The sequence below is a fragment of the Sinomonas atrocyanea genome, from assembly GCF_030812675.1.
GTDB lineage: Bacteria > Actinomycetota > Actinomycetes > Actinomycetales > Micrococcaceae > Sinomonas > Sinomonas atrocyanea_B.
In genome coordinates, this window is the sequence record NZ_JAUSTE010000001.1 from 542323 (window position 1) to 568782 (window position 26460).

24 protein-coding genes are annotated in these 26460 nt (G+C 68.2%); 17 read left to right on the forward strand and 7 right to left on the reverse strand.

The window, feature by feature from the left end; translation table 11 throughout:
• The first annotated feature begins 533 nt into the window (after positions 1–533).
• Positions 534–2009 (forward strand): serine/threonine-protein kinase, encoded by a 1476-nt coding sequence (locus J2W20_RS02480; RefSeq protein ID WP_307004258.1) that lies wholly within the window; start codon positions 534–536, stop codon positions 2007–2009.
• A gap of 1 nt (position 2010) precedes the next feature.
• Here the strand turns inward: J2W20_RS02480 and glgX are convergent, their stop codons facing one another.
• Complete coding sequence (gene glgX, locus J2W20_RS02485) at positions 2011–4158, reverse strand: glycogen debranching protein GlgX (protein ID WP_307004260.1); 2148 nt, start codon at positions 4156–4158, stop codon at positions 2011–2013.
• A gap of 120 nt (positions 4159–4278) precedes the next feature.
• On the opposite strand from glgX, the gene J2W20_RS02490 reads away from it, so the two are divergent.
• From J2W20_RS02490 to J2W20_RS02500, 3 genes are all read left to right on the forward strand, one after another.
• Positions 4279–4971, forward strand: coding sequence for a hypothetical protein (locus J2W20_RS02490; RefSeq protein WP_307004261.1), 693 nt, complete (start codon positions 4279–4281; stop codon positions 4969–4971).
• 104 nt (positions 4972–5075) lie between these two features.
• The gene (locus J2W20_RS02495) at positions 5076–5465 is read left to right on the forward strand and encodes a hypothetical protein (protein WP_307004263.1); all 390 of its coding nucleotides are present in this window, start codon (positions 5076–5078) and stop codon (positions 5463–5465) included.
• A 665-nt stretch (positions 5466–6130) separates the two neighbouring features.
• The gene (locus tag J2W20_RS02500) at positions 6131–7423 is read left to right on the forward strand and encodes an O-antigen ligase family protein (protein WP_307004265.1); all 1293 of its coding nucleotides are present in this window, start codon (positions 6131–6133) and stop codon (positions 7421–7423) included.
• 401 nt (positions 7424–7824) lie between these two features.
• Here the strand turns inward: J2W20_RS02500 and J2W20_RS02505 are convergent, their stop codons facing one another.
• The 4 genes from J2W20_RS02505 to J2W20_RS19185 form a co-directional block, all read right to left on the reverse strand.
• Positions 7825–8640 carry a glycosyltransferase gene (locus J2W20_RS02505; protein ID WP_307004267.1) on the reverse strand — a complete coding sequence of 272 codons (816 nt, stop codon included), beginning with the start codon at positions 8638–8640 and terminating at the stop codon, positions 7825–7827.
• The gene (locus J2W20_RS19180; protein WP_373457946.1) at positions 8637–9494 is read right to left on the reverse strand and encodes a glycosyltransferase; all 858 of its coding nucleotides are present in this window, start codon (positions 9492–9494) and stop codon (positions 8637–8639) included. Before J2W20_RS19180 ends, J2W20_RS02505 begins: the two co-directional genes overlap by 4 nt.
• Positions 9495–9679: 185 nt before the next feature.
• Entirely contained in the window at positions 9680–10822 is a 1143-nt protein-coding gene (locus J2W20_RS02510; RefSeq protein WP_307004270.1) for a hypothetical protein, read from the reverse strand.
• Between the two features lie 350 nt (positions 10823–11172).
• Positions 11173–12117, reverse strand: coding sequence for a glycosyltransferase (locus tag J2W20_RS19185; RefSeq protein WP_373457954.1), 945 nt, complete (start codon positions 12115–12117; stop codon positions 11173–11175).
• On the opposite strand from J2W20_RS19185, the gene J2W20_RS02515 reads away from it, so the two are divergent.
• From J2W20_RS02515 to J2W20_RS02540, 6 genes are all read left to right on the forward strand, one after another.
• Entirely contained in the window at positions 12034–12222 is a 189-nt protein-coding gene (locus tag J2W20_RS02515; protein ID WP_307004272.1) for a hypothetical protein, read from the forward strand. The genes J2W20_RS19185 and J2W20_RS02515 overlap by 84 nt on opposite strands.
• A gap of 840 nt (positions 12223–13062) precedes the next feature.
• Positions 13063–14286 (forward strand): glycosyltransferase family 4 protein, encoded by a 1224-nt coding sequence (locus J2W20_RS02520; protein WP_307004273.1) that lies wholly within the window; start codon positions 13063–13065, stop codon positions 14284–14286.
• Positions 14287–14399: 113 nt separating this feature from the next.
• A complete protein-coding gene (gmd, locus tag J2W20_RS02525; protein ID WP_307004275.1) occupies positions 14400–15434 on the forward strand; it encodes a GDP-mannose 4,6-dehydratase in 1035 nt (344 codons plus the stop codon).
• Positions 15434–16405, forward strand: a complete 972-nt coding sequence (locus J2W20_RS02530; protein ID WP_307004277.1) for a GDP-L-fucose synthase family protein — start codon at positions 15434–15436, stop codon at positions 16403–16405. Before gmd ends, J2W20_RS02530 begins: the two co-directional genes overlap by 1 nt.
• 39 nt (positions 16406–16444) lie before the next feature.
• Positions 16445–17794, forward strand: a complete 1350-nt coding sequence (locus J2W20_RS02535) for a UDP-glucose dehydrogenase family protein (protein ID WP_307004279.1) — start codon at positions 16445–16447, stop codon at positions 17792–17794.
• 74 nt (positions 17795–17868) lie between these two features.
• Positions 17869–19260, forward strand: a complete 1392-nt coding sequence (locus J2W20_RS02540; RefSeq protein ID WP_307004281.1) for a sugar transferase — start codon at positions 17869–17871, stop codon at positions 19258–19260.
• Here J2W20_RS02540 and J2W20_RS02545 read toward each other — a convergent pair.
• On the reverse strand, positions 19257–20330 hold the full coding sequence (locus tag J2W20_RS02545) for a glycosyltransferase (RefSeq protein WP_307004284.1): 1074 nt from the start codon (positions 20328–20330) through the stop codon (positions 19257–19259). The two genes, J2W20_RS02540 and J2W20_RS02545, sit on opposite strands and share 4 nt — an antisense overlap.
• Positions 20331–20450: 120 nt before the next feature.
• Positions 20451–20588, reverse strand: a complete 138-nt coding sequence (locus J2W20_RS02550; protein ID WP_307004286.1) for a hypothetical protein — start codon at positions 20586–20588, stop codon at positions 20451–20453.
• 250 nt (positions 20589–20838) lie between these two features.
• Between J2W20_RS02550 and J2W20_RS02555 the strand changes: the two genes are divergently transcribed.
• From J2W20_RS02555 to J2W20_RS02585, 7 genes are all read left to right on the forward strand, one after another.
• Complete coding sequence (locus J2W20_RS02555; RefSeq protein ID WP_307004288.1) at positions 20839–21891, forward strand: FAD-dependent monooxygenase; 1053 nt, start codon at positions 20839–20841, stop codon at positions 21889–21891.
• Positions 21892–22023: 132 nt separating this feature from the next.
• Positions 22024–22605, forward strand: coding sequence for an LGFP repeat-containing protein (locus tag J2W20_RS02560; RefSeq protein WP_307004290.1), 582 nt, complete (start codon positions 22024–22026; stop codon positions 22603–22605).
• A gap of 101 nt (positions 22606–22706) precedes the next feature.
• A complete protein-coding gene (locus tag J2W20_RS02565; protein WP_307004292.1) occupies positions 22707–23096 on the forward strand; it encodes a DUF3467 domain-containing protein in 390 nt (129 codons plus the stop codon).
• A complete protein-coding gene (locus J2W20_RS02570) occupies positions 23093–23860 on the forward strand; it encodes an SGNH/GDSL hydrolase family protein (RefSeq protein ID WP_307004294.1) in 768 nt (255 codons plus the stop codon). Before J2W20_RS02565 ends, J2W20_RS02570 begins: the two co-directional genes overlap by 4 nt.
• A gap of 270 nt (positions 23861–24130) precedes the next feature.
• The gene (locus J2W20_RS02575; protein WP_307004296.1) at positions 24131–24730 is read left to right on the forward strand and encodes a hypothetical protein; all 600 of its coding nucleotides are present in this window, start codon (positions 24131–24133) and stop codon (positions 24728–24730) included.
• A gap of 116 nt (positions 24731–24846) precedes the next feature.
• On the forward strand, positions 24847–25569 hold the full coding sequence (locus tag J2W20_RS02580; protein WP_307004298.1) for a class F sortase: 723 nt from the start codon (positions 24847–24849) through the stop codon (positions 25567–25569).
• A 26-nt stretch (positions 25570–25595) separates the two neighbouring features.
• A complete protein-coding gene (locus J2W20_RS02585; RefSeq protein WP_307004299.1) occupies positions 25596–26300 on the forward strand; it encodes a hypothetical protein in 705 nt (234 codons plus the stop codon).
• Positions 26301–26460 lie beyond the last annotated feature (160 nt).

A 26460-nucleotide genomic window follows, 5' to 3' on the forward strand; every position in this document is an offset into this window, starting at 1 on the left:
CAGGAATATTCCTACTCCAGAGAGAATTTCGTCGGAGAGCGAGGCCAATGGATCCCCCAGATTGTGAGCGCGGACCAACGGCCCTCCAGGCAGGACGGAATGGGGATAGAAACGCCTGGAGGCGATGCCATTTCTTGACTTTCGAGACCGTTGCTTGACTCTAAGCTGCGCAATCGGGGCGATTCACCAGTAGCTCTTACTCATTATTGGCGAGGCGTTACTGTTGCGTTACTGGACGCCGAGGGGACGGATACGCGGAGGGCCGCGGGCGGCCCACGGTGCCTGTACGCAACGGGGCGGCGACGAGCACCTCCGACTACTTACCGAGGGTGTGGTATCGATTCGGCGCGAACGTGCGAGCCGTCGGACGAGGGGCGGCCGGAGGTCGACGCCGGGTGGTCCCGGCCCACCCAGCCGCCCGTCCCGCCCCGAGGTTTCGCCTACCCGCCAGTCGGGTAAACGCACCGTAATCGGGCTCGCTGGCGCCACCTTCAGGCTGCCGTCCGCCCTCCGTTCGTGGGAAGCGAGATGGGATGGCCGAGCAGCGCCGCGACTGCGGGGAGCAGGACCTGGTGGGGGGCCGGTACCGGCTACTCGAGGTGGTCGGGCGGGGGTCGACGGCGGTGGTGCACCGGGCGCTGGACGAGTTCCTGGACCGCGAGGTCGCCGTGAAGCTGACCCAGTCCGGGGCGAGGGACGAGACCGAGCTGCGCCGCAGCGACATGGAGGTCAAGGTCCTGGCCCGACTCAACCACCCGGGCCTTGTCACCCTGCTCGATGCCGGCACCGACCGCGCCCCCGGGGGCTCCCCGCGCGTCTTCCTCGTCATGGAGCTGGTGGACGGCGCGGACCTGCGCGAACGCCTCCGCGAGGGCCCGCTGGACCCCTCCGCCGTCGCCGAGATCGGCCACGACCTGTGCGAGGCCCTCGCCTACGTCCACGGCCGCGGCGTGGTCCACCGGGACATCAAGCCCGCCAACGTGATGCTGCTGGACCACCCGGACGCGGCGGCGCGATTCCACGCCAAGCTCACCGACTTCGGCATCGCCTGGGCCGTCGACTCCGAGCTCACGCTCGAGAACGCCGTCTCCGGCACCCCCGCCTTCCTCAGCCCGGAGCAGGTCCGCGGCGAGACCGTGGGCCCGGCCAGCGACATCTACTCGCTGGGCCTGGTGCTGCTCCAGTGCCTCACCGGGACGCTGGCCTTCCCCGGGCCGCCGCTGGAGAGCGCCATCCGGCGGCTCACCCTCCCGCCGCCCATCCCGGACGACGTCGATCCCCTGTGGCGTGAGCTCCTGGCCCGGATGACGGCCATGGACCCGGCCAGCCGCCCCAGCGCCGCGGAGGCGGCGGCCGCCCTGTACCGGATGGCCGCCCTCGGCACCCTGGGCGGCCCGCTCGCCGAGCCGGTGGGCGCGGCGGAGGAGCTGCGCCTGGCCGAGGTGCGCAGCTACGCCGCGCCCGGCACGGCCGAGTCCGGGGCCTTCGACCGGATTGCCCGCCTGGCCTCCCGGCTCCTCGGCGTCCCGATGTCCACGGTGAGCATCGTGGACGAGGACAGGATCTGGTTCCTCGCCGCCCACGGCATCGACGCGGACCATGTGGCCCGGGACCCGGGGCTGTGCGCCACCGCGGTGCTGCAGGACGACCTCTGGGTCCTCCCCGACGCCGCCGCGGACCCGAGCGCGGCCGGGAACCCGCTGGTATGCGGGGACCTGGGCGTGCGGTTCTACGCCGCGGTGCCGCTGAAGACCCCGGCCGGGGCGAACATCGGCACCCTGTCCGTCCTGGACCGGGTGCCGCGCACCCTCTCCCGTGTCCACGCCGCGGCCCTGCGGGACCTGGCCGGCGTCGTCATGGACCTGCTCGTGGTGCGCCGGGAGGCGCGCGAGGTGGGCTCCCCCGCCGAGGCGGCCGCCGCCATCGTGCTTCTCCCGGAAGTGCAGGTGACGGACCCGGCGCCGCCCGCGGAGCCGGCGTCCCTCGTGGGGCTGCCGAGCGCGGGCTGACTCAGTCCTCCGCGTCGGCCCGCTCCGGCACCGCCTCGAGCACCACGGCGCTGCGCGCGGGCACGGTGTAGACCTCGTTGGCGGCGGCGGTCTCCCCCACGAGGTGGTCGGCGCAGGTGGTGAGCACGGTGGTCCACTTGGGCGGGAAGAGGCCGCCGGGGATGTGGTAGTCCACGTCGTTGTCCGCGGCGTTGAGGATCACGAGGAAGTCGGAGTCGCCGGGGGCGCCGTGCCGGCCCACGGCGGGGACGGCGTTGCCGTTGAGGAAGAACGCGAGCGACTTGGCCCAGTCCTCGTCCCAGTCGTCCTGGCCCATGGAGGACCCGTCGGCGTCGATCCAGGCGATGTCCGGCAGGGGGTCGCCCTCGGCGGGGTCCACCGGGCAGCCGTCGAAGAAGTGCCGGCGGCGGAACACGGGGTGGTCGGCGCGCAGCCGCAGCAGGCGCCTGGTGAAGTCGGCCAGCTCGGTGTCGGCGTGCTCCCAGTCGATCCACGTGGTGGCGTTGTCCTGGCAGTAGGCGTTGTTGTTCCCGCCCTGGGTCCGGCCCAGCTCGTCGCCGTGGGAGAGCATGGGCACGCCCTGGGAGAGGACGAGGGTGAGCAGCAGGTTGCGCTGCTGGCGGGCGCGGAGCTCGAGCACCGCGGGATCGTCGGTGGGGCCCTCCACGCCGCAGTTCCACGAGCGGTTGTCGTCGGCGCCGTCGCGGCCGCCCTCGCCGTTGGCCTCGTTGTGCTTGCCGTTGTAGGAGACCAGGTCGCGCAGCGTGAACCCGTCGTGGGCGGTGACGAAGTTGATCGAGGCGCTGGGCCGGCGCCCGTGCTCGGCGTACAGGTCCGCGGACCCGGCCACGCGCATGGACAGCTCGCGCAGCGTCCCGGGCTCGCCGCGCCAGAAGTCGCGCACGCAGTCGCGGAACTTGCCGTTCCACTCGGTCCACTGGGGCGGGAAGTTGCCCACCTGGTAGCCGCCCGGGCCCACGTCCCACGGCTCGGCGATGAGCTTGGCTCGGGAGAGGACCGGGTCCGCGGCCGCGAGCTCGAAGAAGGGCGAGACCATGTCCACGTCCCCCTCCTCGCGGGCCAGGGTGGCGGCGAGGTCGAACCGGAACCCGTCCACGTGCATCTCGGTGACCCAGTACCGCAGCGAGTCCAGGACCAGCTGGAGGGTGAGCGGGTGGCCCACGTTCAGGGAGTTCCCCGTGCCCGTGTAGTCCATGTAGTAGAACTCGTTGCCGGGCACGAGGTGGTAGTAGGCGGCGTTGTCGATCCCGCGGTAGGAGAGCTGGGGGCCCAGGTGGTTGCCCTCGGCGGTGTGGTTGTAGACCACGTCGAGGATCACCTCGATCCCGGCGCGGTGGTAGGCCTTGACGAGCTCCTTGAATTCGTAGATCTGCTGCCCGTGGTCCCCGGAGGAGGAGTAGAAGGAGTGCGGGGCGAAGAAGCCGATCGTGTTGTAGCCCCAGTAGTTGCTCAGGCCCTTGTCCAGCAGGGTCGAGTCGTTGACGAACTGGTGGATCGGCATGAGCTCCACCGCGGTGACGCCGAGCTCGGCGAGGTGGCGCACGACGGCGGGGTGAGCGGCTCCCGCGTACGTCCCGCGGAGCGCTTCGGGAACCTCGGGGTGGAGCTGGGTGAGGCCCTTGAGGTGCGCCTCGTAGATGACCGTCTCGCTGTACGGGGTGCGCGGGTGCGTGTCCCGCTCCCAGTCGTACTCTCCGTGGTCCACCACCACGGAGAGCATGCTGTGGCCGAGGGAGTCGGAGGTGTCCATGGTGGCGGGGTCGCCGAGGACGTAGGCGTGCATCTGCTGGCCCCACTCGTTGCGGCCGGAGACGGCGAGGGAGTGCGGGTCCAGGAGCAGCTTGGAGGGGTTGAACCGCAGCCCGCGGGCCGGGTCCCAGGGCCCGTGGACGCGGTAGCCGTAGTGCTGGCCGGCGGCGCAGGCGGGCACGGTGCCCTCCCACCGCACGGCCTGCCCGGAGGCGGGGTCGCCCACCCTGGCGAGGTCGAAGCAGCGCTGCTCCCACGTCTCGTGGTCCACGAGGCAGACCTCCACCCGCTCGGCCTCCGGGGCGGTGGCGAGGGCGAAGTCGGTGCCGGCGGCGGTGGGCCGGGCGCCCCAGTAGGCGTCCTGGGTGTTTGGCTCCATGGGCCGAGGGTAGCGGAGAAACGGCACACGCGGACGGATGGTCCGCCCTCCACGGCCTGCCCCCGGCACACGGCTACAGTGGGAGCCCTGTGGGCCGTCCGTCTGGGAGGAGGCGCACGCATGGACTTGGCCTTCGACGAGGTCGATCAGCCGCCGCCCCGGCGCACCTGGCTCTGGCTGGGCGTGGCGGGCGTGGGCACGCTCCTGCTGGTGCTCTTCCTGGTCGCCCCGGCCGCCGCCGCAGTGGCCGGGCTCATCCTGCTCTCGGCGATCCCGCTCGCCGTGCTGGCCGGGACGAAGCGCACGACGGCGCCGCTCGCCGCCGCGGGCGCCGTGGCCCTCGTGGCCCTCGGCGGCTCCGCCGTGGCGCTGGCGGTCGAGTCGCACGGGGCCGGGCGCACGCAGGACACCGTGACCGCCCGCACCAAGCCCGCGACCGCCCCGCCGGGCGACCGCGCCGCCGTCGGCACCCGCCCCCGCCCGCACGCCGCCACCGCTCCCCCGCCGCAGCAGGCCAGGACCGCGCCGCGCGCTCCCCAGCGCGAGCCGCTGGTGCCCCTCGTGCCACCGGCGAGGCCTGCCGCCCCCGCGGCGCCGGTGCCCGCCGCTCCCCCGCCGGCCGCGACCTCCATACCGACCGTTCCCGCAGCGCCGGCGCCGGCCCCCTCGCCGCCGGCCGCCCCGGTCACGCCGAGGATCGTGGACGTCTCCGCGAACGTCGCGTGGGGGCGGCTCTCCCTCGAGGCGCGGACGCAGCTGTGCGCCGCGGCCACCGTGCAGGGCGTCGCCGTCCCGCCCGGTCAGTGCCGCTGACCGGCAGCGTCACACTTCGGCCAGTCCGTTCTCCCCTGTTGGCCGTGCCCTGTCGCGGCCTAGCCTTGTTCCGAGGCGAACCACTGGCGACGGGAGGCCGGGCGATGGGTTCCAGGATCCTTGCCCTCGGCGACAAGGTGACGTTCCATGACACGGGGCGCAAGCCGTTCAACGTCCGCGCGGTCTCCCCGGACGGCAGCGTGGTGATCCTCTCCCGGCCCGTGGGGCACGGGGACTCGGCCGAGTACACGATGATCGACTGGCACCAGGGGATGCGCGGGACGGACGGCACCACCGGCGCCGGGATCCGCATCGCCTCGCAGGCCCACCACCGGCTGCACCGGTTCTTCACCGAGCGGGCCTCGCTGCGCGACGGCGACGTGCCGGCCACCCAGTCCATCCTGGCCTTCGGCGACTGGACGCCGGTGCAGATCGCCACGGTGAACGGGCGCCCCTGGCCGGAACTGCACCAGGCCACCTCCGAGCACGGGTGAGGTGCGGAAGGCGGCCTGGGGCACCGCAACTAATTCCGCCCGTAGTCCCCTGTAGGGCAGCGGTATGCCGTGCAGGGGCCACGGTAGCAGGCGACGGGCGACAAACCGCCTCGTGATGCCTGAGGCGTCTCGCTGAAAGATTCCTTGTCCTGTCTTGCTTGGGGATCCGATTAGCGTTCACCACAGATGTCAGTTCATGGGCGTGCACGAGACCCCCCGGTTCCGAGGAGCACTCGTCAGAAGCTCGGCGCTGAACAGAACTGAGAGCCGAGGCTTCCTTGTATCTATTGCCGGCCTGGGCAACTCCACGATGGCCGGCCCGGTCGGACGCCGCTCACCGGAGCGTGGAAAGGCATGCCTCGGTCCGACGAGGGAACCATGCACAAGAGCTGGCGCCTTCATGCGGCGATCATGTTCAAGGGGCCCCGCGAATGCATGCATGAGTTCCCACGCCTCGTGCACGGCCCATACTCATGACGTCCCGGGTATCAGGTCCAGACAGCGGTTGGTACAAGGGTCCGAGACCATGCGGGCGCCGCCCGCCACTGTTCCGGCGCAAGGCACTCGCTAGAGACGTCCCCGCAACGCAGTGAGGCCGGGTAGAATCCAGCATTGGAGCGCGCCCGGGAGCGCCTGTGGCGCTGGTTGGGGGACGGGGAAGAACAATGGCATCAGGCTATCGTCAGAGGGTCAATAGCGGGTCTCTGCTGGTAGCGGTCCTGTTCGCCTACGCTGTTCTTCCAGCAGCGGCGCAGAACATCTTGGCAGGGCGCACAGTGTCGGTGTGGACGAACGTAGAGACCGAACAGTCACCACTAGCTGCCTCGCTCACCAGCGGGCTGCAGTGGGGCGTCATCGGAATTGTCGCGCTTCTAGCCATCCGCAGTCTTCCCATGGTCCGTCTGGGACTCTGGTTCTGGGTCTTCGTCGCCCCTTGGGCGGTCATCTCCCTCGCGACCCTAGCCGTCGAGCACCGTTTCAGCTACACGAGCATTCTGTACCCGCTGATCGGTCTCGTCGCCGGCACGCTCAAGGAGCCGCGCACCGCTCTCCGTACTATCGGCATCCTCACGGCGCTTCTCGCCGGATTCAGCATTGTCCTAGGCACGGTCATGCCCGAGTCCGGCATGTTTCCCATCAATGCGGACAATGAGAAGAGCTTCATCGGGGACCAGTTGCTCGTTGGCCCGCTGACACATCCGAATACGCTCGGCGAAACGCTCGCGATGGGCTTCCCATTCATCTCCTTGATCAGAGGCAGGCCAGCCCGGTTCGTTGGCTACGGAGTGACACTGTTCGCGCTGTTCTGGTGTGGCTCGCGCACAGCAATGCTAGCGGTTGGGCTGGGAATTGTGGTGGCGTTGTGCTGGATGCTGATCAGGACTTACGGGACGAGGGCATACTTCTCGCCCCTCGTGCAATTCACGATCTACAGCGGGGTTGTGGTCGTCGGCCCCGTGCTCGTGTCCAGTGGGCTGGATGACGCCTACAGCTTCTCGGGCCGTGGTGAGATTTGGGCAGGCAGTCTCGAGCAGTGGGCTGAGCACCCGTGGATCGGCAACGGAGCACAGGTTTACTCGGACCTGGCGAAGGTTGCGAACCAAGTTGGAATCGGGGCATTCCATGGACACAACATGTACGTGAACGCCCTCACAACGTCAGGCATTCTCGGCGCCGCTGTGCTGACCATCCTGTACGGGGTACTTCTAATGCGATCCTGGAAGCTCGGCCCGTACGCCATTGGGCTGGCGGTGTGGGGCATCGTGTTCATCGCGGACGGCTGGCTCGAGGTCCCATCAGACTTGTTCACGCTCGGTACGCTCACCTGGGTCGTCTGGGTTCCTCTAGCTGTCATGCTCAGTGGCTCGCTAATGCCTCGACGCGAGGAGCACGCGCTTCCAGCCACCGTGCAGCTGGACAGGGACGCATTGCCGAGTCACTCGCCGATCGCGTTGTAGTACGACCATGCGCGGGCTCCTGCGATTATGGTGCTGACCATGCACCAGGTGCGCCCACCCGAGGATGGGCGGCCACACGCGACCGCGATTGGCGGTGCGATCTGAATTGACCGGACACTGACCCTGCAGGACTTTGGCGAACCTCACGCTGCGTCGAGGCGTCATTTTCCCGCTGCACCGTGATCTGATCCCACCAGGCCAAGTCGCCACCCCTAGGGTGCGTATGGCTAGCCTAGGGTGCGGATGGCTAGCCTAGGGTGCGTATAGCTAGCGAGGCTTGGTGCGTGAGCTGGAGCGGTCCGCAATGTCGCCGCGCGGCTCGACTCGCGCTGGGGGTAGCACCACGCAACGAGCCCCAATACGGACGTTGGACCTCAGAGAACCCCGCCGACCGACTTCCATCAAGCCCTGCCGCGCACAAGCTTTCTCCGACTGCGCCCGAGAAGGATCCTGAACGAATTCACGGAATACACGGCTACCGCGAGAAGAGATGACAAGACCCTGCCGACCCCGTTTAGCCGAAGCACCCTACGACGTGTCTTATGCAATAAATGTTGAACTTCGCGCTGCGAACTGTCAGAAACACCGCCACCCAAATACCCGATAATCGGCCGATCAAAAACCATCGGCGGGCGCACGAAACCGAACTGCACAATCGATGCGTAATCGGCAGCCGTCCCGACATCAAGTCGGTAACCCCCAAACGCCCCCAATGCGTCGCGGCGAAACCAGCATGCTTGGTGACAATGAGATTGTAGCCCAGCCAAGTGCCCTACCCACGAGTGGGGGATGTTGCCAATGGTCCGCGCGTTGTGGACGCCCGCACCCATATGAATCGCGCCCGAGATAGCCCATAGTTCGTCCGTCGGAGTAGGAAGCGCCTGCAGCGTATGATAAAGATCGACATACCCGGCGGGGTCTTGAATTACGTCTCCGGCATTCAGGAACTGGACCCAACGACCGCTGGATAGGGCGGCGCCTTTATTCATCGCATCGTAGATTCCGCGATCGGGCTCACTGATGACCCGGCATGGAAGCCCGGAATTGGCCAACAGTGAGAGAGTAGAGTCTCGGGACCCACCATCGATGACGAGGTATTCGAAGTCACTACGATCGTATTCGCTCATGCAATGGAATAGCGCTTCAACTGACTTCAAAGTTGAGGGCAAGAAATCCTCTGCGTTATAGGTAACCGTGATCATACTGATGGTCGTCATGCTAATTCCCCTAAAACCCGAGCCCAGGACTCTTCGGCCGCAAGGCTCCCCTCCTCGTAGGTTCGCGTGAACGCGTCCCAAGGCTCACGGAGGAAGGAATCGATAGCCTCCCCTAGCTCCTTTGGCCCGCTTAGCCGGCTTGAATGCGCAAGAATATCGCGGACGCCCCGTGAGTCGTACCCGACGACCGGACATCCCACAGCAAAGGCCAGATTAATCGAACCGCTTACAGTGACCCCTCGGTACGGCGCCACCACCAGTGAACATGACTTGAGGCCTTGCGCGAGCTCCCCATCTGTTGGGGTGGAACCTGCATTCAGCGCGCGAACCTCCCTTGGACTCAGTTCAGCTCGAAGCTTACTCAAGCCCGATTCATCTGCGGGACCCATGTACATCAGTATCCACTCAGAACTCGATGCCTCCGAGATAAGCTTCAGATCGGCAACTCCTTTGTCTGGGCGCAATGATCCGACAAAACCTACGACTGCACATGACCCAGGTGGCTCATCACGTTTACCCGATTGGACCAAGTCTCTAGAGACCGAATAGGGCGGGTGATCCGCCACTCGAACCTTCCGAGCGCTCGATTCCGTTTGTTCCGCGAGCCATTGACTATGCACGATGACTACCGCGGTGCGTGCGAGGATACCTTCTCCAAAACCACCGAGTCCGCGTCGCCGACGCACCGATGGCGGGTTGTGACGAATAAAGAAGGTCTTGCCGCCCACCAATGTTCTTACTGCGAAAACGAGCGCATCCCAGAAATCCCGGGTCCACACAACTATCAAAGCTTCGCTGCGCGGAGACATCGCGACTGATACTGGCCCCCACAGCCTCATTAAAAGCCATTTCATGATATTTGCCCTCGGGCGAGGCCCTGCCAACAGCGCTGAAGGGGACGACTCTGACCCGTCAGGCAAGTTCTGTCTCGCTTCAGAACAAACCAAATTAGCCTTCCAGCCGAGTCTGCTCAACAATCGTGCCAGTTCAACGCCATACGGATTCACGTGATTTGGGTCGTAGATGGTTACGGCGAGTCTCAAAGGATCCTCCTCTTGCGGGTCATCACGACGTAGCCGCCGCACCCGAGCACCTGGAACAAGAAAATGCCGACCACACTACCTAGGACCGGACCGGAAGAGCCCACACCACTTGTCAGCATGATGCTCACCGTCACCGATGCGAAAAGCATCATCGCGGCTAGGAGAGCCTGCAACCACAGTTCTCTTTCCGTCGTGAGCAGCATTGCGCTGGGTTGATGCACGGCCATGACCAGCAGAAGACCGCCAAACGCCAGCACAGTACCGATTGGAACTTTGATGAGCCCGTGAGAAACGAGTAACGATATCGGACCGGCAAACAGGGCGAACCCAAGAAACGCCATCAGCCCGACAGATGCCATCACGCCAAGAGATTTCACCCATATAGGCCAAGCATTGGACCGGGAGGCAGCGAACATAGGCCAAAGGCCGATACCAGCACTCGATATGATGCTGTAACAGGGCATGTAGAGCTGGGCCAAAATAGAATATTGGGCAAGTTCATTTGGCGAAAGATAGGCAACGAAATAGCGCTGGAGTTGTATTCCCAGAGGAACCACAATCGTGATAACAATCATGGGGGCGGCTGAGCCCCACAAGCGGACGCGCCTGTTGTGCATTCTGAATACTTCGGCCCAGGGCAATGGAAGCTGGTTCCGCGCCACCGCATATGTGAGGACGCTCGTCGCAAGTATTCCCGTCGGTGGAGCGACGGCAAACAGTAATGGTTCAACGCGCAGGAGTGAGATAAATGCTGCCACAAGGACTCCGGTCACTGGGCCGATTCCGCCAAGAAGTGTGGCCAGAGCATTCTTTCCTAGACCCACCAGAATTCTCTGGCCCACTCCGAGCGGCAACGACACGGCGAACGGAACGAGTGCTGCTGTGGGAATCCACGTTGTGAACTCGTCGAGCTGTATATTGAGTATTCTGCCCCAGAGTCCAGCGATCGATAAGGACGCTGACAGCGCGATCAAAACCGCTCCGGATAGTGAGAGCACCCGAAATGCACGACAAATTAGGACAGTTGCATCTCGGCTCGCACTCCGCGACACGTGGCGCACCGCTACTGCATTCACAATACTTGCACCTAGTCCAAGATCGGCGAATGGGATGACCAAGAACATGGATGCGATCAACATCACAAGACCATAGGTTCTAGCGTCTGTCGCACCGATGATGAGTGCGGTTAGTGCGAGTGTTGAAGCAGCGGTGACCGGAAGCACAGCAACTTTCGCAAAGAGTCCGCGTCCTAAACGCCCCGCTAGTGCGCCGGAGACCCTGCGTTTGGGAGTCAAGCGATCCACTTTAGTTGCCAACTGTATCCACCTGGTCTTACGGTAAATTTCTCATGAGACTAGCCCTATGCGGGCGATATTCGCAGTTCGGCTCGGGCGGCGTTACCCGCGTTAGCCCCGCGTGACTTGCTGCATATCGCGGCAGATGCGGCCACCCATTGCCCGACCGCCGTCACAACTCCGGCAAAAGGTAGCTAAGACCTGTGGACAGGAACATCTCGCGTAAGCTCGACCAAGCTTTCTACCCAGCAAAGTGCGACTGCACGCCAGGAAAAACTACTCTCGGCACAGGCACGGGCACTAGCGGACGCCTGTCGCCTACTGCCTGACACCATTCCGATAACGGCTCGTGCAATCGAGTCGGGTGTGGGCGCTGTTAGGACCCTCCCGGCACGGCTGTCCATGAATTTTGAAGATGCAACACCAGAGCTCACTACAGCCGGAACACCATATGCGAGGGCCTCTGCCAAACTAATACCGAAGTTTTCGTCGTCGCTTGGAAGAAGATAGATATCGGCCGCTCGGAATGAGCTGGCCTTTCCCGGACCCGCCTTTTGGCCCCGAAAGTGCACCCTGTCACTGAGACCAAGCTCGAACACATGGCTTCTCAGTTCGTCGACTAGCCCCGACGGTCCCGTCCCCACAATGTCCAGTTCAGCGTCCACACCATAATCAATCAAACGTCGCAGGGCGCCGATCATCAAGTCGTGACGCTTTTTCGGTGCGATTCTCGACAAGGCAAGAAGTCTCAGCGGCGTGTTCCAGCCTTCTTCAGGAACGTGTTCCTCAGGCAACGCTGTTCCGACCCCGCCTACAGCGACTGGCTTCTCTGGATACAGCTGAACCAAGTCGTCTTTCTCAATTTGCGATCCGGTAACCCAACCAGCCAAGTTGCTGCGGACCCACCACCCAAGCACTGACTCGAATATCCGCTTTTTGATTACGGAAAACTTCTGCTGATGTGAGGTAAGAGAGCCGTGAGGAGTCACCACAACGGGAGTGCGAAGAATCGTAGAAAGAAGCACGATCGGCGCTATCCACCAGAGAAAGTACTGATGGACGACTACAACATCAGCGTCCGCTATCTCCCGCAATGCACAACGAAGATCGACGGCATCGTCTCCTCGCCGAAGACTCACGCGTTTTGGAGGTCGCGCAGGAAGCGGGCCTGCCTCACCGCCATAGCCCGACAGAACGGAGTCCTTGACGGCACCTTGGAGATAGAACAACCTAGCTTCGACTGACTGAAGCTGGTTGAGCGTAACATTCAACTCAAACGAATTACGGGCCGGTCCGCCTGAGGCAACGGATAGCGTGTCGATGACTTGTACAATCTTCATGGCCGGCCAGTGCTTCCTCTTCTAAAGCTTTCAGCGCAATGCATCGATCGGATGGTCAGTGTGCAGAGGACCGGGCACTAATATCGTGGATCCGGCGATGCCCCACGAAACCGCTGACCTTTGATCAGCGGGGGTGCCTGAGAGATCACAGTGTTGGTTTCAATCCGCGCATTGGGGCCAGCAACGCAGTTGGGGCCGACCAGCGCAGAGGCCGCTACGGTCGTACCGCCCAAAATGATCGAGCGCGTCGACAGCCAGACCCCATCCTCGATGACCACTGGGCTGGTGATTAGTGCCATGTCCCGCCGGTGCGCATGGCTTCCAGTGGTGAGGAAGACCTCCTGAGATACCACCACGTCGGAGCCGAGCCTCACATCATCTTGATTGTGTATCCAAGCCCCTTCACCGATCCAGCACCTGTCACCGATTGAAAGCTTCCACGGAAACCGCACTCGAGTTCGAGGACGGAATATCACGCCCTGTCCAATCTTCGCCCCAAATAGGCGGAGAACGGTGATCCGGAGCTTAGAGGAAATCTGAAGCGGATTCGTCACGAAGGCGAGCTCAGCCAGGCCCCAGAGGTAAACAACCCAGCTCGGTCGTCCCCATGCCTGCTTTTCGCCGGGGGCTTCAGCAAGATTAATGACCGGTACATGGTCTCTTGCCGACGTTCCCGCAGACTTTTCCCCCACTGCGCACATCCCCTCGTCATGCCAGACAGTAGCCTCGGGTAGTATCCCACAGGTGACAGAACCACTCTCGACGGTGCTTGTCGTCGCTCTGAACTACGCGCCCGAGCCGACCGGCAACGCTCCCTACACTACGAAGTTGGTGGAAGGACTTCGTAGTCAGGGCCACGACGTGCGAGTGCTCACGGGCTACCCCCACTACCCCTGGTGGCGGGTCCAGGATGGCTACACCGGCCTGTCTCGAACAGAGCTGGTAAACAGCGTCCCGGTACGGCGTGTCCGCCACACGGTTCCAGCAGCACCAAAGACGCTTTCGAGACTGCTCATGGAGTTGACGTTCGGCCTGCATGCGGTCTTCGTCCGCTGGGGCGAGCCCGACACCGTTCTCGTGGTCAGCCCCGCTCTCTTCTCTTCAGGCCTTGCCGTGCTGAAGGCCCGGTTGCGGGGTAAACGCGTAGCGATCTGGGTTCAAGACCTCTACAGCCGGGGCCTCGAGGAGACGGCAGGCAAGCGGAGCATCATGTCTCGGGCAATGCGCAGGGTCGAATCCGCGATCCTCTCCTCCTGCGGGAGCGTCACCGTTATCCACGACAGGTTCCAGGCATATGTGGTGGACGAGTTGAAGGTCCCCAGGTCCAAGGTCCATGTCGTTCGCAACTGGTCGCACGTCCAACTGCCGTCCCAGTTCGACCGAGCGCTGACGCGCCGCAAGCTCGACTGGGCTGAGGGCGAGCTCATCGCTCTCCATGCAGGCAATATGGGGGTGAAGCAAGGCCTCGAGAACGTGGTCGAGGCAGCGAGACTGGCGAGCGCGCTGGGTAGCCCGGTGAAGTTCGTGTTGCTAGGAGATGGCAACCGCAGGGCGGCCCTCGAAGAAGCAGGTGCTGGCATCCCAAACCTCACCTTCATCCGCCCGATGGATGACGCCGCCTACTCGGCGGCGCTCCGCGCAGCTGATGTGCTCTTGGTGAACGAGCTGGCAGATGTGAGAGAGATGTCTGTGCCCAGCAAGCTGACGTCATACTTCGCGACCGGGCTCCCGGTCGTGGCCGCTACGCATAAGGAGAGCGCGACCTCCGACGAGATCCGGCTCTCTGAGGGCGGAGTCCGAGTCGACCCGGAGCGGCCCTCTGTACTCCTCCGGGCCGTCGAAACGCTCGGTGCCGACCAAGAGCGCGCCAGGGAGCTCGGCGCGAACGGCCAGAGGTACGCATTGCGCATGCTCTCGGCCGAGGCCGCGATCACAGCACATGAGCGTGTCCTCCTTTCGCACCCCTGAACGCGTCTCATAAGACGCGATTGGGCCGCCCGCCACTGCAGGCTCTGGCGCGACACGCTAAACTCTGCTTGGCCGTTCGCGGCTGCACTATAGGGGACCACATGGGGGGACACATGCCTAAGAAGGCGCTTATCACTGGCATCACGGGACAGGACGGCTCGTACCTCGCCGAACTCCTCCTGGCCAAGGGCTACGAGGTCCACGGACTAATCCGCAGGGCCTCGACCTTCAACACCGCTCGAGTGGACCACCTCTACGTCGACCCGCATGATCCCGAGGCCCGCCTCTTCCTCCACTATGGAGACCTTTCTGACGGCGCCCGGCTCGTGACACTGCTGGCGGACATCCGCCCCGACGAGGTGTACAACCTAGCCGCGCAGTCGCACGTCCGCGTCTCCTTCGACGAGCCCGAGCACACCGGCGACACCACGGGCATGGGCTCGATCCGGCTGCTCGAGGCTGTGCGCATGGCCGGCATCCAGACCCGCTTCTACCAGGCGTCCTCGTCCGAGATGTTCGGCGCAACTCCGCCGCCGCAGGACGAGGCCACCCCGTTCTACCCCCGCTCGCCCTACGGCGCGGCCAAGGTCTACAGCTATTGGGTGACGCGGAACTACCGCGAGGCCTATGGCATGTACGCGGTGAACGGCATCCTCTTCAACCACGAGTCCCCGCGCCGCGGTGAGACCTTCGTCACCCGCAAGATCACCCGCGCGGTCGCCGCGATCAAGGCCGGCGTCCAGTCGGAGCTGTACATGGGCAACCTCGACGCGGTCCGCGACTGGGGCTATGCCGCCGAGTACGTCGAAGGCATGTGGCGCATGCTCCAGGCGGACGAGCCCGAGGACTTCGTCCTCGCCACCGGCGCCGGCTACACTGTCCGGGACTTCCTCCAGTACGCGTTCGAGCACGCTGGCCTCAATTGGGAGGACCACGTCCGCTTCGACGAGCGCTACCTGCGCCCCACCGAGGTCGATGCCCTCATCGGCGACTACTCCAAGGCAGAGCAGAAGCTCGGCTGGACTCCCACGGTCAAGACGCCGGAACTCGCGCGCCTCATGGTGGACGCCGATGTCGAGGCCCTCAAGCACGCCGGGGGTAAGTGGATCGACAGCGTCGAGCTCGACAGCTGGAAGGCCCTCGTCTGATGTCGGAGACTTCCTTCACTCCAGGTGCTCTCGACCGCTCCGCAACCTTCTACGTTGCCGGCCATCGAGGCCTCGTCGGCTCCGCGATCTGGCGACGGCTCGAGGACGAGGGGTTCGGCAACCTCGTGGGGCGGGCTTCGTCCGAGCTCGACCTCAAGGACCGCGGGGCGGTCTTCGAGTTCTTCGCGGCCGAGAAGCCCCGCTACGTCGCCCTCGCCGCAGCGAAGGTGGGCGGGATCCTCGCCAACAACACCTACCCGGTCGATTTCCTGAGCGAAAACCTGCGCATCCAGACCAACGTCATGGACGCGGCGCTCGAGCACGGTGTGGAGCGCCTGCTGTTCCTCGGCTCGTCCTGCATCTACCCGAAGCTCGCGCCGCAGCCACTGAAGGAGGAGTACCTCCTCACTGGGCATCTGGAGCCTACGAACGACGCCTACGCGATTGCCAAGATTGCCGGGATCCTCCAGGTCCAGGCCGTGCGCCGCCAGTACGGCCTGCCGTGGATCTCTGCCATGCCCACGAACCTCTACGGCCCGGGCGACAACTTCTCGCCCACGGGCTCGCACGTGTTGCCCGCGCTGATCCGCCGGTACGAGGAGGCGCGCCTCAGCGGCGCGGAGAGCGTCACCAACTGGGGCACGGGATCGCCGCTGCGGGAGTTCCTGCACGTGGACGACATGGCCGAGGCCTGCCTCTACCTCCTTGAGAACTACGACGGTCCGGAGCAGGTCAACGTGGGGGTGGGAACCGACGTCACCATCAGGGAGCTCGCCCAGACCGTCGCCGACGCGGTCGGCTATCGGGGCGCGATCGAGTGGGAGACCACGAAGCCTGACGGAACGCCCCGGAAACTCATGGATGTCAGCAAGCTCACCGCCCTGGGCTGGAAGGCCAGCATCGGCCTCGACGAGGGCATCCGGAGCACCGTCGAGTGGTTCCGCGAACACCAGGACGACTTCCGCAAGTAATGGGCGGCTACGCACCGCAGGTCCGATTCAGGGGGGAACATGAGGATCAGCGTCATCGGGACCGGCTACCTCGGAGCTACGCACGCGGCGTGCATGGCCGAGCTTGGCTTCGAGGTGCTCGGGGTGGACATCGATCCGGGCAAGATCGAGGCACTCGCGAACGGGGTGCTTCCGTTCCACGAACCGGGACTCCCGGAGCTGCTCCGCAAGCACGTGGCCTCAGGACGGCTGCGCTTCACCACCTCCTTGGAGGAGGCGGGCGCGTGGGCTGACCTCCACTTCATCGGCGTCGGCACGCCGCAGCGGGCCGGCGAGCACGCGGCCGACCTCAGCTTCGTCGACGCGGCCGTGCGCTCGCTCGCCGAGAGCATCACCAAGGATGCGCTCATCGTCGGCAAGTCGACCGTCCCCGTGGGGACGGCGCGGCGCCTGCGTGAACTGATCGACCGGCATGCGGATCCGTCGCTGCGCGTCGGCCTCGCCTGGAACCCCGAGTTTCTCCGCGAGGGCTTCGCCGTCCGCGACACTCTCTCCCCTGACAGGCTCGTCTTCGGGGTGGACAGCGCCGAGGATGAGGACCTGCTGCGCGCCGTCTACGCCGACGCCCTCGCCGCGGATACTCCGCTCATCGTCACCGACTTCGAGACGGCCGAGCTCGTGAAGGTGGCCGCGAACGCCTTCCTGGCCACCAAGATCTCCTTCATCAACGCCTTCTCCGAGATCACCGAGACGGTGGGCGGCGACATCCGAACGCTCGCCGACGCGATCGGCTACGACGCGCGGATCGGCCGGCGCTTCCTCAATGCCGGCGTGGGCTTCGGCGGCGGCTGCCTGCCGAAGGACATCCGGGCGCTCCAGGCGCGGGCCAGCGAACTCGGGCTCGACCGCACCATGCGGTTCCTGTCCGAGATGGACCTGATCAACCTGCGGCGCCGCGACCGGGTGGTGCACCTCGCCGAGACCATGCTCGGCCCCCTGCTGGGGAAGAAGGTCGCCGTGCTGGGCGTCGCCTTCAAACCTGACAGCGACGACGTGCGCGACTCCCCCGCCCTCGACATTGCGGTGCGCCTCTTCAACAGCGGAGCCGACGTGGCCGTCTACGACCCCCAGGGCAACGCCAACGCCGCAAAGCGCTTCCCGCGACTGGGCTACGTCGACTCCCTCGAGACAGCCGTTACCGATGCGGACCTCGTGCTCCTCCTGACCGAGTGGAGCGAGTTCCGCCGGCTCAAGCCGGCGGACATCGTGCACCTCACCGAGGGGCGCCGGATCATCGACGGCCGCAACGTCTTGGACACGGCGGAGTGGGAGGACGCGGGCTGGGACTTCGCGGCCTTGGGCAAGCGCTTCATTCCCGCCGGTGATCTGGCCGAGGCCTTCGCGGAATGACTGCCCGGGACACTGCCCCCCGGATGACCTCTGCCGCTGTTCCGCGCCCGACGAAGCACCTCAGTCTGGTCGGGTTGGCCGATCTCGTCTGCATCGTGTGGGCCACCGCCGGGGCGCAGATGCTCCGCTTCGGGTCCGATGACACCTCGATCCAGGTGAGCCACCGGTGGCATGCCCCGTACGCCCTGGTGACGGTCGTAGTGATTGTGGCCTGGTGGTTCGTCCTGGCAGCGGGAGGCGCAAGGGAAGCCACAATCCAGGGCCACGGCCCGGAGGAGTACAAGCGCGTCGTCACCTCGTCGCTGTGGCTCTTCGGGGCGATCGCCATCCTCTCCTACGTCTTCGGCCTCGACACCGCCCGCGGCTACGTGGCCGTGGCGCTCCCCCTCGGCGTCATCTCCCTGCTGATCTCCCGCTGGGTCCTGCGGAGCGTCCTGGTCCAGTCCCGCAGCGACGGCCGCAACCTCCGCCGCGTCCTGGTGCTCGGAGCCCCGAGCAGCGCTCGCCACCTGGCCCGACAGCTCGCCAACAACCCGGGGGCGGGATACCGGGCCGCCGCGGCCTACCTGCCGGGATACCCAGGAGTGGTCGTCACCGGTGTGGGCCATGAGATCCCTGTCCTGGGGCACCTCGATGACGTCTCCGACATCCTCAGCGCTGTCGCCGAATCCGGCGTGGACACCGTCGCGATCTCCGGATCGGCCCTGGCACCCGATGACCTCCGCAGACTCGGCTGGGACCTCGCCGCCCGCAACGTGGGGATGATCATGGCGCCGGCGCTGACGGACGTGGCCGGCCCACGCATCCACATGCAGCCCGTCGGCGGCCTGCCCCTCATCCACGTCACCACCCCCAAGCTCGAGGGCGGCAAGGCCGCGCTCAAGCGCGGCCTGGACATCGTGGCATCGCTCGTGCTCCTGGCGCTCCTCGGCATTCCGATGCTCATCGTCGCCGCCGCCGTGAAGCTGGACAGCCCCGGAACGGCGCTCTTCAGGCAGACCCGGATCGGCCGCGCGGGCATCTCCTTCAAGATGCTCAAGTTCCGCTCCATGGTGGTGGACGCCGAGGCCCGGCTCTCCACGCTCCGCAGCCTCAACGAGGGCGCCGGCCTGCTGTTCAAGATGAAGCACGATCCGCGCGTGACCCGGCTCGGCCGGATCCTGCGCAGGTTCTCCATCGACGAGCTCCCGCAGCTCATCAATGTGCTCCGCGGCGAGATGAGCCTCGTGGGCCCCCGCCCGCCGCTGCCCGCCGAGGTGGCCGGGTACGACGACTTCGCCCACCGCCGCCTCCTCGTCAAGCCCGGTGTCACCGGCCTGTGGCAGGTCTCCGGCCGCAGCGACCTGAGCTGGGAGGAAGCCATCCGGCTGGACCTCTCCTACGTGGAGAACTGGTCCCTGGCCCAGGACCTGGTGATCCTGCTCCGTACCGCACGGGCCGTGCTCGGCAAGACCGGAGCCTACTAGGCTCCCGCGGCCGCCGCAGGCTCCCCGGCGCCGCTGCGCGTTGGCCCGAGCCCGAGCTCCTCGAGCAGCGCGGTGAGCGACCTCCGGCCCGCCTCCGGCGAGTAGGCGGCCTCCCAGCGGTGGCGGGCGGCAGCCACGGCGTCGTACGCCGGCAGCGCCGCGGCCGCGGCCGTGATCATCTCGGCGAGGTGGCCGGGATCGCCCGCCCTCGCCACCCACGGGTGGTCCGGGCCCACCACCTCTGGCAGCGCCCCGGCGTCGCTGACCACCACGGGCACTCCCGAGGCCATCGCCGTCACGGCCGGGAAGCAGAAGCCCCGGGGCGCGACGGCCGGGCAGACCAGCAGGTCCACGGACCCGAGGAACTCGTCCGCCGGCATGCTGTGCACGCTCTGGACCATCGCGCCCAGGGAGCGGAGCCGACCCTCCACCACCACCCGCTCGCGGGCGTCGGCGTAGCGGGTGGGCCCCGTGATGCGGAGCCGGTACCCTTCGGGTGCCCAGCGCCTGAGTTCCCTGAGGGTGTCCGCGAGGACCAGCACCCCGTCCCGCTCCGAGACCGGGCCCATGAAGCCGATCCGCAGCGGGCCGGCGCCGCGCCCGTGGCGGACGAGCTCGAGGGCGGGGACCGAGGGGGCGAGCACGTGCGCGTTCCTCAGCCGTCCGGCGTCGGCCGCGGAGGGGACGATGGTGGCGAGCGCGCGGGCACGCGCCGCGGCCCTCCGGACGCTCTTCAGGGGGCCGGGCGCCGCGGTGTCGAAGGCGAGGACCCGCCGCTGCATCCCGGCCGTCGCGAGGGCGGGCAGCGTCCCCTCGCACCACAGCACGCCGTCCGGGTTCGCCCGGCGCCACCGGAGCAGATCGAGCGCGTACTGCGCAGGGTGGGCCGAGGCCAGCGTGTGGACGGGGAGGCCGAGCGCGGCGGCGCGGGCCATGAGGGGGCTGCGGGCCGGCGGCCCGACCACGAGGACGTCCTCGCCGAGCGCGGAGAGGCCCTCCGCGACCGAGGCCAGCAGGCCCTCCCCGTTCCCGCGCCGGATGCCCGCGGCGATGACATGCCTGGCCGTCATATCCCCCATGCTCCTTGCCCGTACGTAGTGTCTGGATCCAAGGCTAGGGGCGCCGCGGCACGGCCCGGTGGCGGCACGCCGGGTGCGCCGGTGTGGCCTGTGTGACTCCCGCAGGCCCGGCTACCGGTGGAGGTTGAGCGCGATGAACAGCACGGTGGCCACGGCCGCGACCGCCAGGAGCGCGGTCTGCGCCCTGCTGACGAGCCGCTCGTTCCTCAGCCACCACTGCCGGCGCCGATACTTGCTCTTCCAGCCCATGAGTAGCCCCCATCGCATCACCGAGCGCGGCAACGGAACGCCGCGGCTGCCTCTGTGCACCCCCACCATGGCAGAGGCAGGCACGAAGTCCAAAAAGGTGCAAGTCACATGGCCTCATGCGGGCGGAAGAGGCGATTTCCGGCGGAAATCCGGGACTTGGGGCACTAGTGGGGCACGGGGTTTCGACTCCGCCCAACCACCGAGGGTTTCGACCCCTCTGCGCTCCGCTCAACACCGTTAGCCTGAGCCCATGAAGGGCACCGCTGTGATCGTCGGGGCCGGGATCGCGGGGCTCGCCGCGGCCCGCTCGCTCGCCGAGGGCGGCTGGGAGGTAGAGGTCCACGAGCGCCACCCGCAGCTCTCCACCGCCGGCACGCTGCTGGGCCTGTGGCCCGCTGCGTGGTCCGCGCTCGAGCGCCTCGGCGCCGCCGCAGGGCTGGAGACCGTGAGCATCGCCTCGGGCGAGCTCCTCCGCCCCGACGGGCGCGTGCTGGGCCGCCTGTCCCTGCCCGAGACCTCCCGCGGCGTGGGCCGGATGGACCTGCTCGAGACCCTCCTCGCCGGGCTGCCCGAGGGCACCGTCCGCTGGGGCTCCCCCGTCGCCTCCCCCGCGCAGCTGCCGGACGCGGACGTGGTGGTCGCGGCGGACGGCGTCCACTCCGCCCTGCGCGCCCACGCCTTCCCGGCCGCGCGGCTCCGCGACGCCAAGGTGGTGGCGTTCCGCGGCGTGGCCCCGCTCGAGACCCGGGACGGGTTCGAGGCCTGGGGCGCCGGGCTGATCTTCGGCCGGGCCCCGTTCCCCGGCGGCGGAACCAACTGGTACGCCGGCGTCCGCACAGACCTCGCCGGCACCCGCGAGGACGATCCGCTCGGGCTCCTCGGCGCCCTCTACCGGGGCTGGACCCCGCGGGTCCACGAGGTGCTCACCACCCTTGCCCCCGAGGCGGTGGACCGGCGCCGCATCGAGGACCTCGCCCCGCTGAAGAGCTACGTGGCCGGGAACCTCGCCCTCGTGGGCGACGCCGCCCACGCCATGGCCCCGCACCTGGGCCGCGGCGGCGGCGAGTCCCTCATGGACGGGCTCGCCCTCGCCGACGCCCTGGTCGCCGCCCCCAGCGTCGCCGAGGGCCTCGCGCGGTACGACGCCGCCCGGCGCCGCCCCTCCCAGCGCGCCGTGGCCGGCTCCCGGCTCATGAACCGGATCAGCAACCAGCTGCGCCATCCCTGGCTCCGTGACACCCTCGTCACCGCCGCCGGCAAGGCGGCAGCGCGGCGCCGCCCCACGCCGTCGTCCGCGGAGTGAGACGGGCCGCCGCACGCGGCCGGAGCACTCTGTTGGACATGTAAAATCTCGGTAGCCCGGTCCGCTGGCCCTCTACGCGGCCAGCCGACCGGGCCTCCACTTCGCACCTTCTCGATGAACACTGGGGGCTCCATGGAAGCATCGTCGCTTCGGCAGACCACGGGGAGCAGGCTCCTCGGCAAGGGCGGCATCGCCGCACTCGTGCTCGGCCTGCTGCTCGCACTCACCACCACCGGCCTCGCGCCGCAGGCCGCCACCGCCGGCGGCTACTCCGCGATAGACGCCAAGTACCAGGCCGTGGGCGGCTCCCGCCTCCTCGGCGCGGCGCGCGGCCCCGAGGTCCGCACCAGCACCGGCGCGCACCGCGACTACGCCCGCGGCGCCATCTACTGGTCCTCGCGGACCGGGGCGCACCCGAACGCGGGCGCCATCCGGGCCGTCTACGCCTCGAAGGGCTGGGAGCGCGGGTACCTCGGCTACCCGACCACGGACGAGTACAACTACCAGGGCGGCCGCGCCCAGAACTTCCAGAACGGCTACATCACCTGGTCCCCGCGCGGCGGCACCGCGGCCGTGGTCAACGGGCGCGTCATCCCCGGCGGGTTCTGCGCCAACAGCCAGGTGTGGATGAAGGGCCTGGCCAGCAACGGCCGCTGGTACACCTGCGGCAGCAAGGGCCGGGACGCCAACGGCCACTACCACTGGAACAGCTGATACCTGAAGCCCGGCAGGCCCCTCCAAACAGGGGTACGCCAGCAACGAACGGGGTCCGCGAACACTTCGCGGGCCCCGTTCGTCGCGCAATGATGGGGGTCATGACCCTGCCAGAGCCAGAGATCCCCGAGCCCGAGATGCCCAAGGTCTTCCAGATCTCCCTCCCCGAGGAGAACATCGAGGGCCGCTTCGCCGACTTCGCCAACCTCTGGCACACGCCCAACGTGTTCGTGCTGGACTTCGTGGCCCTCACCCAGCCCCCGCAGGTGGGCGAGACCGAGGACGGCGGCCACGCCGAGGTGATCCCCGGCCGCGTGGTGAGCCGCATCCGCATCCCCCCGGAGCAGGTGTTCGAGCTCGCCGCGGCCCTCACCCGCCAGCTCGGCGTCTGGGAGCACGAGACCGGACGCAAGCCCCCGGCCAAGCCCCTCTACGACTCCCAGGGCCGCCAGATCCACATCGACGACGAGGGCGTGGAAGGCCCCGAATGAGGACCGCCCTCGCGCGGTCCCTCGCGGTGCTCCCCGCCGTCCTGCTGCTCGCCGCCTGCTCGGTGCTGGGGACGCACGACGCCGGCCCCTCGCCGCACGCCGCCGCCTCCCCCGGCGCCGGGGCGCCCGGCGGGGAGGCGACGCAGTCGGTGCCCTCCGCGCCGGCGAGCCCGGGGGCCTCGGCCAGCGCCGGCACCCCGGCCGCGGCGACGGTGCCCGCGGCCCCGACCGTGGTGAGCGTCCTGGGCGACTCCCACTCGGGCGCCCCCGACTCCTGGTACCGGCTCTCGGTGGCCGACTCCCTCGTGCCCGGGGCCTCCCCCGGCGTCCTGTCCTCCCACGCCGGGCGCACCTCGCTGGAGCTGCGGGCGTGGGTCGGTGAGGCCACCGCCCGCGGCGGCGTGGTCCTCGTCCAGGCCGGCACCAACGACATCCTGCGCGACGGCGCCCCGCCGGCCGGGGCCGCGGCCGGCGTGGAGCTCCTGGTCCGGGACGTGCTGGCCCGGCACGTCCGGGCCGTGCTGGTCTCGGTGCCGCCCTCCGCCGTCCACGGGACCTCCACCGCGCAGCTGAACACAATCCTGCGTTCCTGGGCGCGCGTGCACGGGGTGCCGTGGCTCGACGTCACGAGCCCGGTCACCGCCCCGGACGGCACCTGGCTGCCGGGCCTCTCGAGCGACGGCGTGCACGCCAACGAGGCCGGCGGCGCCCTCATGGCCCTCGCCGTGCGGGACCAACTCCCCGGCCTGCTCGGGAAGTCCTGACGCAACCCGCGGGGCCAATTGACAATTCCCTTCCCGGAGCGTGTCACGCACGGCGCAATTCCCCGGCCGCCTTCCCGACGCTGCCCTGCGCTGCCCGCGCCGGCGGGAGCGGGGAGCACGTGACAGCGCATTGTCACACGGTCGCAGCGCGCCGATAAGGCCCTCCAGCCCCTTGTCCGGGCGCGATGGCGGTGAATATGGTCGCCCCTGTCAGGCCATTTCTCGAAAAGCCATCCTGACGCACCTGTGAATATCAATATTGGGGGAAAAGTGAATACACGGAAGAAGTCTGCGCCCCTGCGCCTGTGGGCGTCGGCCGCCTTCGGAGCGGCCCTTCTCAGCACGAGCATCTTCACGGGGGTCGGCGCCGCGAACGCGGCCGTCACGGCGCCCGCGCAGAGCGCACCGCTCACGGTCATCGCCGAGACCGGTCCCATCAGCACTGAGACGGCGACGCCCTCGCCCACCGGCGATCCTGGGGGCGACGCGGGCTGCGGCGGCTGCACCGGCACGCCCACGCCGACTCCCACCGAAAGCACCCCGTGGGACGAGTCGTGCGGCTGCACGGGCACGCCCACGCCCACGCCGACCGAGAACGCCCCGGAGGAGGAGTGGTGCGGGTGCACGCCGGCTCCCTCGCCGAGCGAGTCCGAGGCCGCGCCGGCTCCGAGCGAGTCCGAGGCGGCGCCGCTGCCCGAGTCGGGCGGTCCCGGCCGCGGCCTCGCCGTGCAGACAGCGGTCGACGCCCGGTCCGGTGAGGCAGGAACCCAGGCAGCCCTGACCCTGTGGAGCGCCGCCACGGGCATCCTTGGCCTTGGCTGCGCCGCCGCCTTCGTGGCCCTCTTCCGCCGCGCGAGGCGCGAGTCCTAGGCGGAGCCCAGCCCGCGTCCCCCACCCGATGGCCCGAAAACGTCGGGTGGGGGACGCGCCTGTCCGGGGCCGCCGGGACCCCGGTTCACCAGATAGAGCAGCCCACGAGGAAGACTGTGAGACCCGCACGCATCGGAGCGCGGCACGAGCGCCAGGCCGAGAGGGCCCCCCGCGGCACGCTCGGCGCCCTCGCCGTGGCCGTGGCCGCCGGCGCGCTCCTCTCCGCGGCCGCCGTGGCCGATATGCGCCCGGGGCTGCCGCTGGCACCGGCAGCGACGGCGAGCGCGGCCGCCCCGGCGACCGGGCCGACGTCGTCCGCCTCCGCCTCCCCCGCCCCGTCTGCCTCCCGCACCACGTCGACAAAGGCCTCCGCGCCGGCCCGGGCGACTCCCGCAGCCGCGGCGCCGCGGCGGCTCGACTACCCGGGCGCGCAGGCGAGCGTGGCGGTCCTCCCCCTGACGCCGACGGCGGCCGACCTCGCCGCCCGCTCCCTCACGCCGCCGGACACCATGGACGCCTACTGGCTCACCAACTACGGCAGGCCCGGCGCCGGCTCCGCGGACACCACGTACATCGTGGCCCACCGCTGGGTCGGGGCGGACGCGCCCTTCAACCGGGTCGGCGAGCGCGCCAGGGCCGGGGACGCCTTCACTCTCGCCACGGCCGCCGGCACGCTCAGCTACCGCGTCACCGCCGTGGCCGACTACGGCAAGGCCGCCCTGAGCACCTCCCGCGTGTGGGACGCCGTGCCCGGGAGGGTGGTGCTCATCACCTGCGACTTCGCCGACCCGTGGGGGACGAACACGGTGATCACTGCGGAGCCGCAGCCCGGGACGTAACGCTGCCCCGGTAGGATCTGCTGTCCATGGGCACATCACGTCTGCGGGGCCGGGCACCGGCAGCGGCGATGCTCGCAGCCCTGGCGGCCGTCCTCGCCGTGTTCCTGGCGGCTCCGGCTGCGGGGGCGTCGGCCGCGCCGAGCTCGCTGGGCCGGCCGCTGGCCGTGCCCGCCGGGTGCCTGCTCACGCTCTTCTGCCCTCCCAGCCGCCCCTCGCCCTCGCCGACCCCCTCCACGGCTCCCCAGCCCGGGACCGGAGGGACGCCGGCACCGAGCCCTGGCACGGGCGGCGGAACGGGAGGCGGCGCCGCCCCGAACCCGGCGCCCCCGCCACAGGCACCGGCGCCCGCGGCCCCCGCCCCCGCCCCCGGGTCCCCTGCGCCCAGCGCGCCCGCGTCGGCGGGTTCCGGGGCGGCGGCTTCCGGGCCAGCGGGATCGGGCACCACGCCGTCTGGGGCGGGACGCGGCGGGCCAGCATCGCCGGCGGCAGCACCGCCGTCGTCCGTGCCGAGCGCCAGCCCGAGCACGGCGGGCTACCCCGAGTCCACGGTGTCCCCGGTGGCGGCGCTTCGGGCGGGCGGCGGCGCAGCGGGGCCCTCCCCCGACGGCTCCGGCCTCCCGGGCCCGTACCTCCTGCTGGGCCTCGGCCTGCTCCTCACGGCCGCCTCGGCGCTCGGGCTGCGCCGGAACGCGCGGGTCCGTGCGGCGCTCCGGGAGGACCCGGGGGCCTAGCAGCGCCCCGTTGCCGCCGGCGAGCGCCCTGGAGTGCGCGTAATGCCCGTCCCTTGGGATGATGGGACCAGGCGGGATCGACAACGGCCGCTACCGGGTAAGACGAGCAGTGCCCCGGGCAGCAGCGGTCCAGGCCGTCCCCTTAACTCCGGTCCGCATG

Coding starts and splice junctions, on each gene's coding strand:
- J2W20_RS02495 (WP_307004263.1), top strand. CDS start 5,076: ATGGGTTCCAGGATCCTTGCCCTCGGCGACAAGGTGACGTTCCATGAC.
- gmd (WP_307004275.1), top strand. CDS start 14,400: ATGCCTAAGAAGGCGCTTATCACTGGCATCACGGGACAGGACGGCTCG.
- J2W20_RS02535 (WP_307004279.1), top strand. CDS start 16,445: ATGAGGATCAGCGTCATCGGGACCGGCTACCTCGGAGCTACGCACGCG.
- J2W20_RS19180 (WP_373457946.1), bottom strand. CDS start 9,494: ATGAAATGGCTTTTAATGAGGCTGTGGGGGCCAGTATCAGTCGCGATG.
- J2W20_RS02555 (WP_307004288.1), top strand. CDS start 20,839: ATGAAGGGCACCGCTGTGATCGTCGGGGCCGGGATCGCGGGGCTCGCC.
- J2W20_RS02490 (WP_307004261.1), top strand. CDS start 4,279: ATGGACTTGGCCTTCGACGAGGTCGATCAGCCGCCGCCCCGGCGCACC.
- J2W20_RS02500 (WP_307004265.1), top strand. CDS start 6,131: ATGGCATCAGGCTATCGTCAGAGGGTCAATAGCGGGTCTCTGCTGGTA.
- J2W20_RS02505 (WP_307004267.1), bottom strand. CDS start 8,640: ATGACGACCATCAGTATGATCACGGTTACCTATAACGCAGAGGATTTC.
- J2W20_RS02545 (WP_307004284.1), bottom strand. CDS start 20,330: ATGACGGCCAGGCATGTCATCGCCGCGGGCATCCGGCGCGGGAACGGG.
- J2W20_RS02565 (WP_307004292.1), top strand. CDS start 22,707: ATGACCCTGCCAGAGCCAGAGATCCCCGAGCCCGAGATGCCCAAGGTC.
- J2W20_RS02560 (WP_307004290.1), top strand. CDS start 22,024: ATGGAAGCATCGTCGCTTCGGCAGACCACGGGGAGCAGGCTCCTCGGC.
- J2W20_RS02515 (WP_307004272.1), top strand. CDS start 12,034: ATGGACGACTACAACATCAGCGTCCGCTATCTCCCGCAATGCACAACG.
- J2W20_RS02550 (WP_307004286.1), bottom strand. CDS start 20,588: ATGGGCTGGAAGAGCAAGTATCGGCGCCGGCAGTGGTGGCTGAGGAAC.
- J2W20_RS02480 (WP_307004258.1), top strand. CDS start 534: ATGGCCGAGCAGCGCCGCGACTGCGGGGAGCAGGACCTGGTGGGGGGC.
- glgX (WP_307004260.1), bottom strand. CDS start 4,158: ATGGAGCCAAACACCCAGGACGCCTACTGGGGCGCCCGGCCCACCGCC.
- J2W20_RS02570 (WP_307004294.1), top strand. CDS start 23,093: ATGAGGACCGCCCTCGCGCGGTCCCTCGCGGTGCTCCCCGCCGTCCTG.
- J2W20_RS02585 (WP_307004299.1), top strand. CDS start 25,596: ATGGGCACATCACGTCTGCGGGGCCGGGCACCGGCAGCGGCGATGCTC.
- J2W20_RS02510 (WP_307004270.1), bottom strand. CDS start 10,822: ATGTTGATCGCATCCATGTTCTTGGTCATCCCATTCGCCGATCTTGGA.
- J2W20_RS02530 (WP_307004277.1), top strand. CDS start 15,434: ATGTCGGAGACTTCCTTCACTCCAGGTGCTCTCGACCGCTCCGCAACC.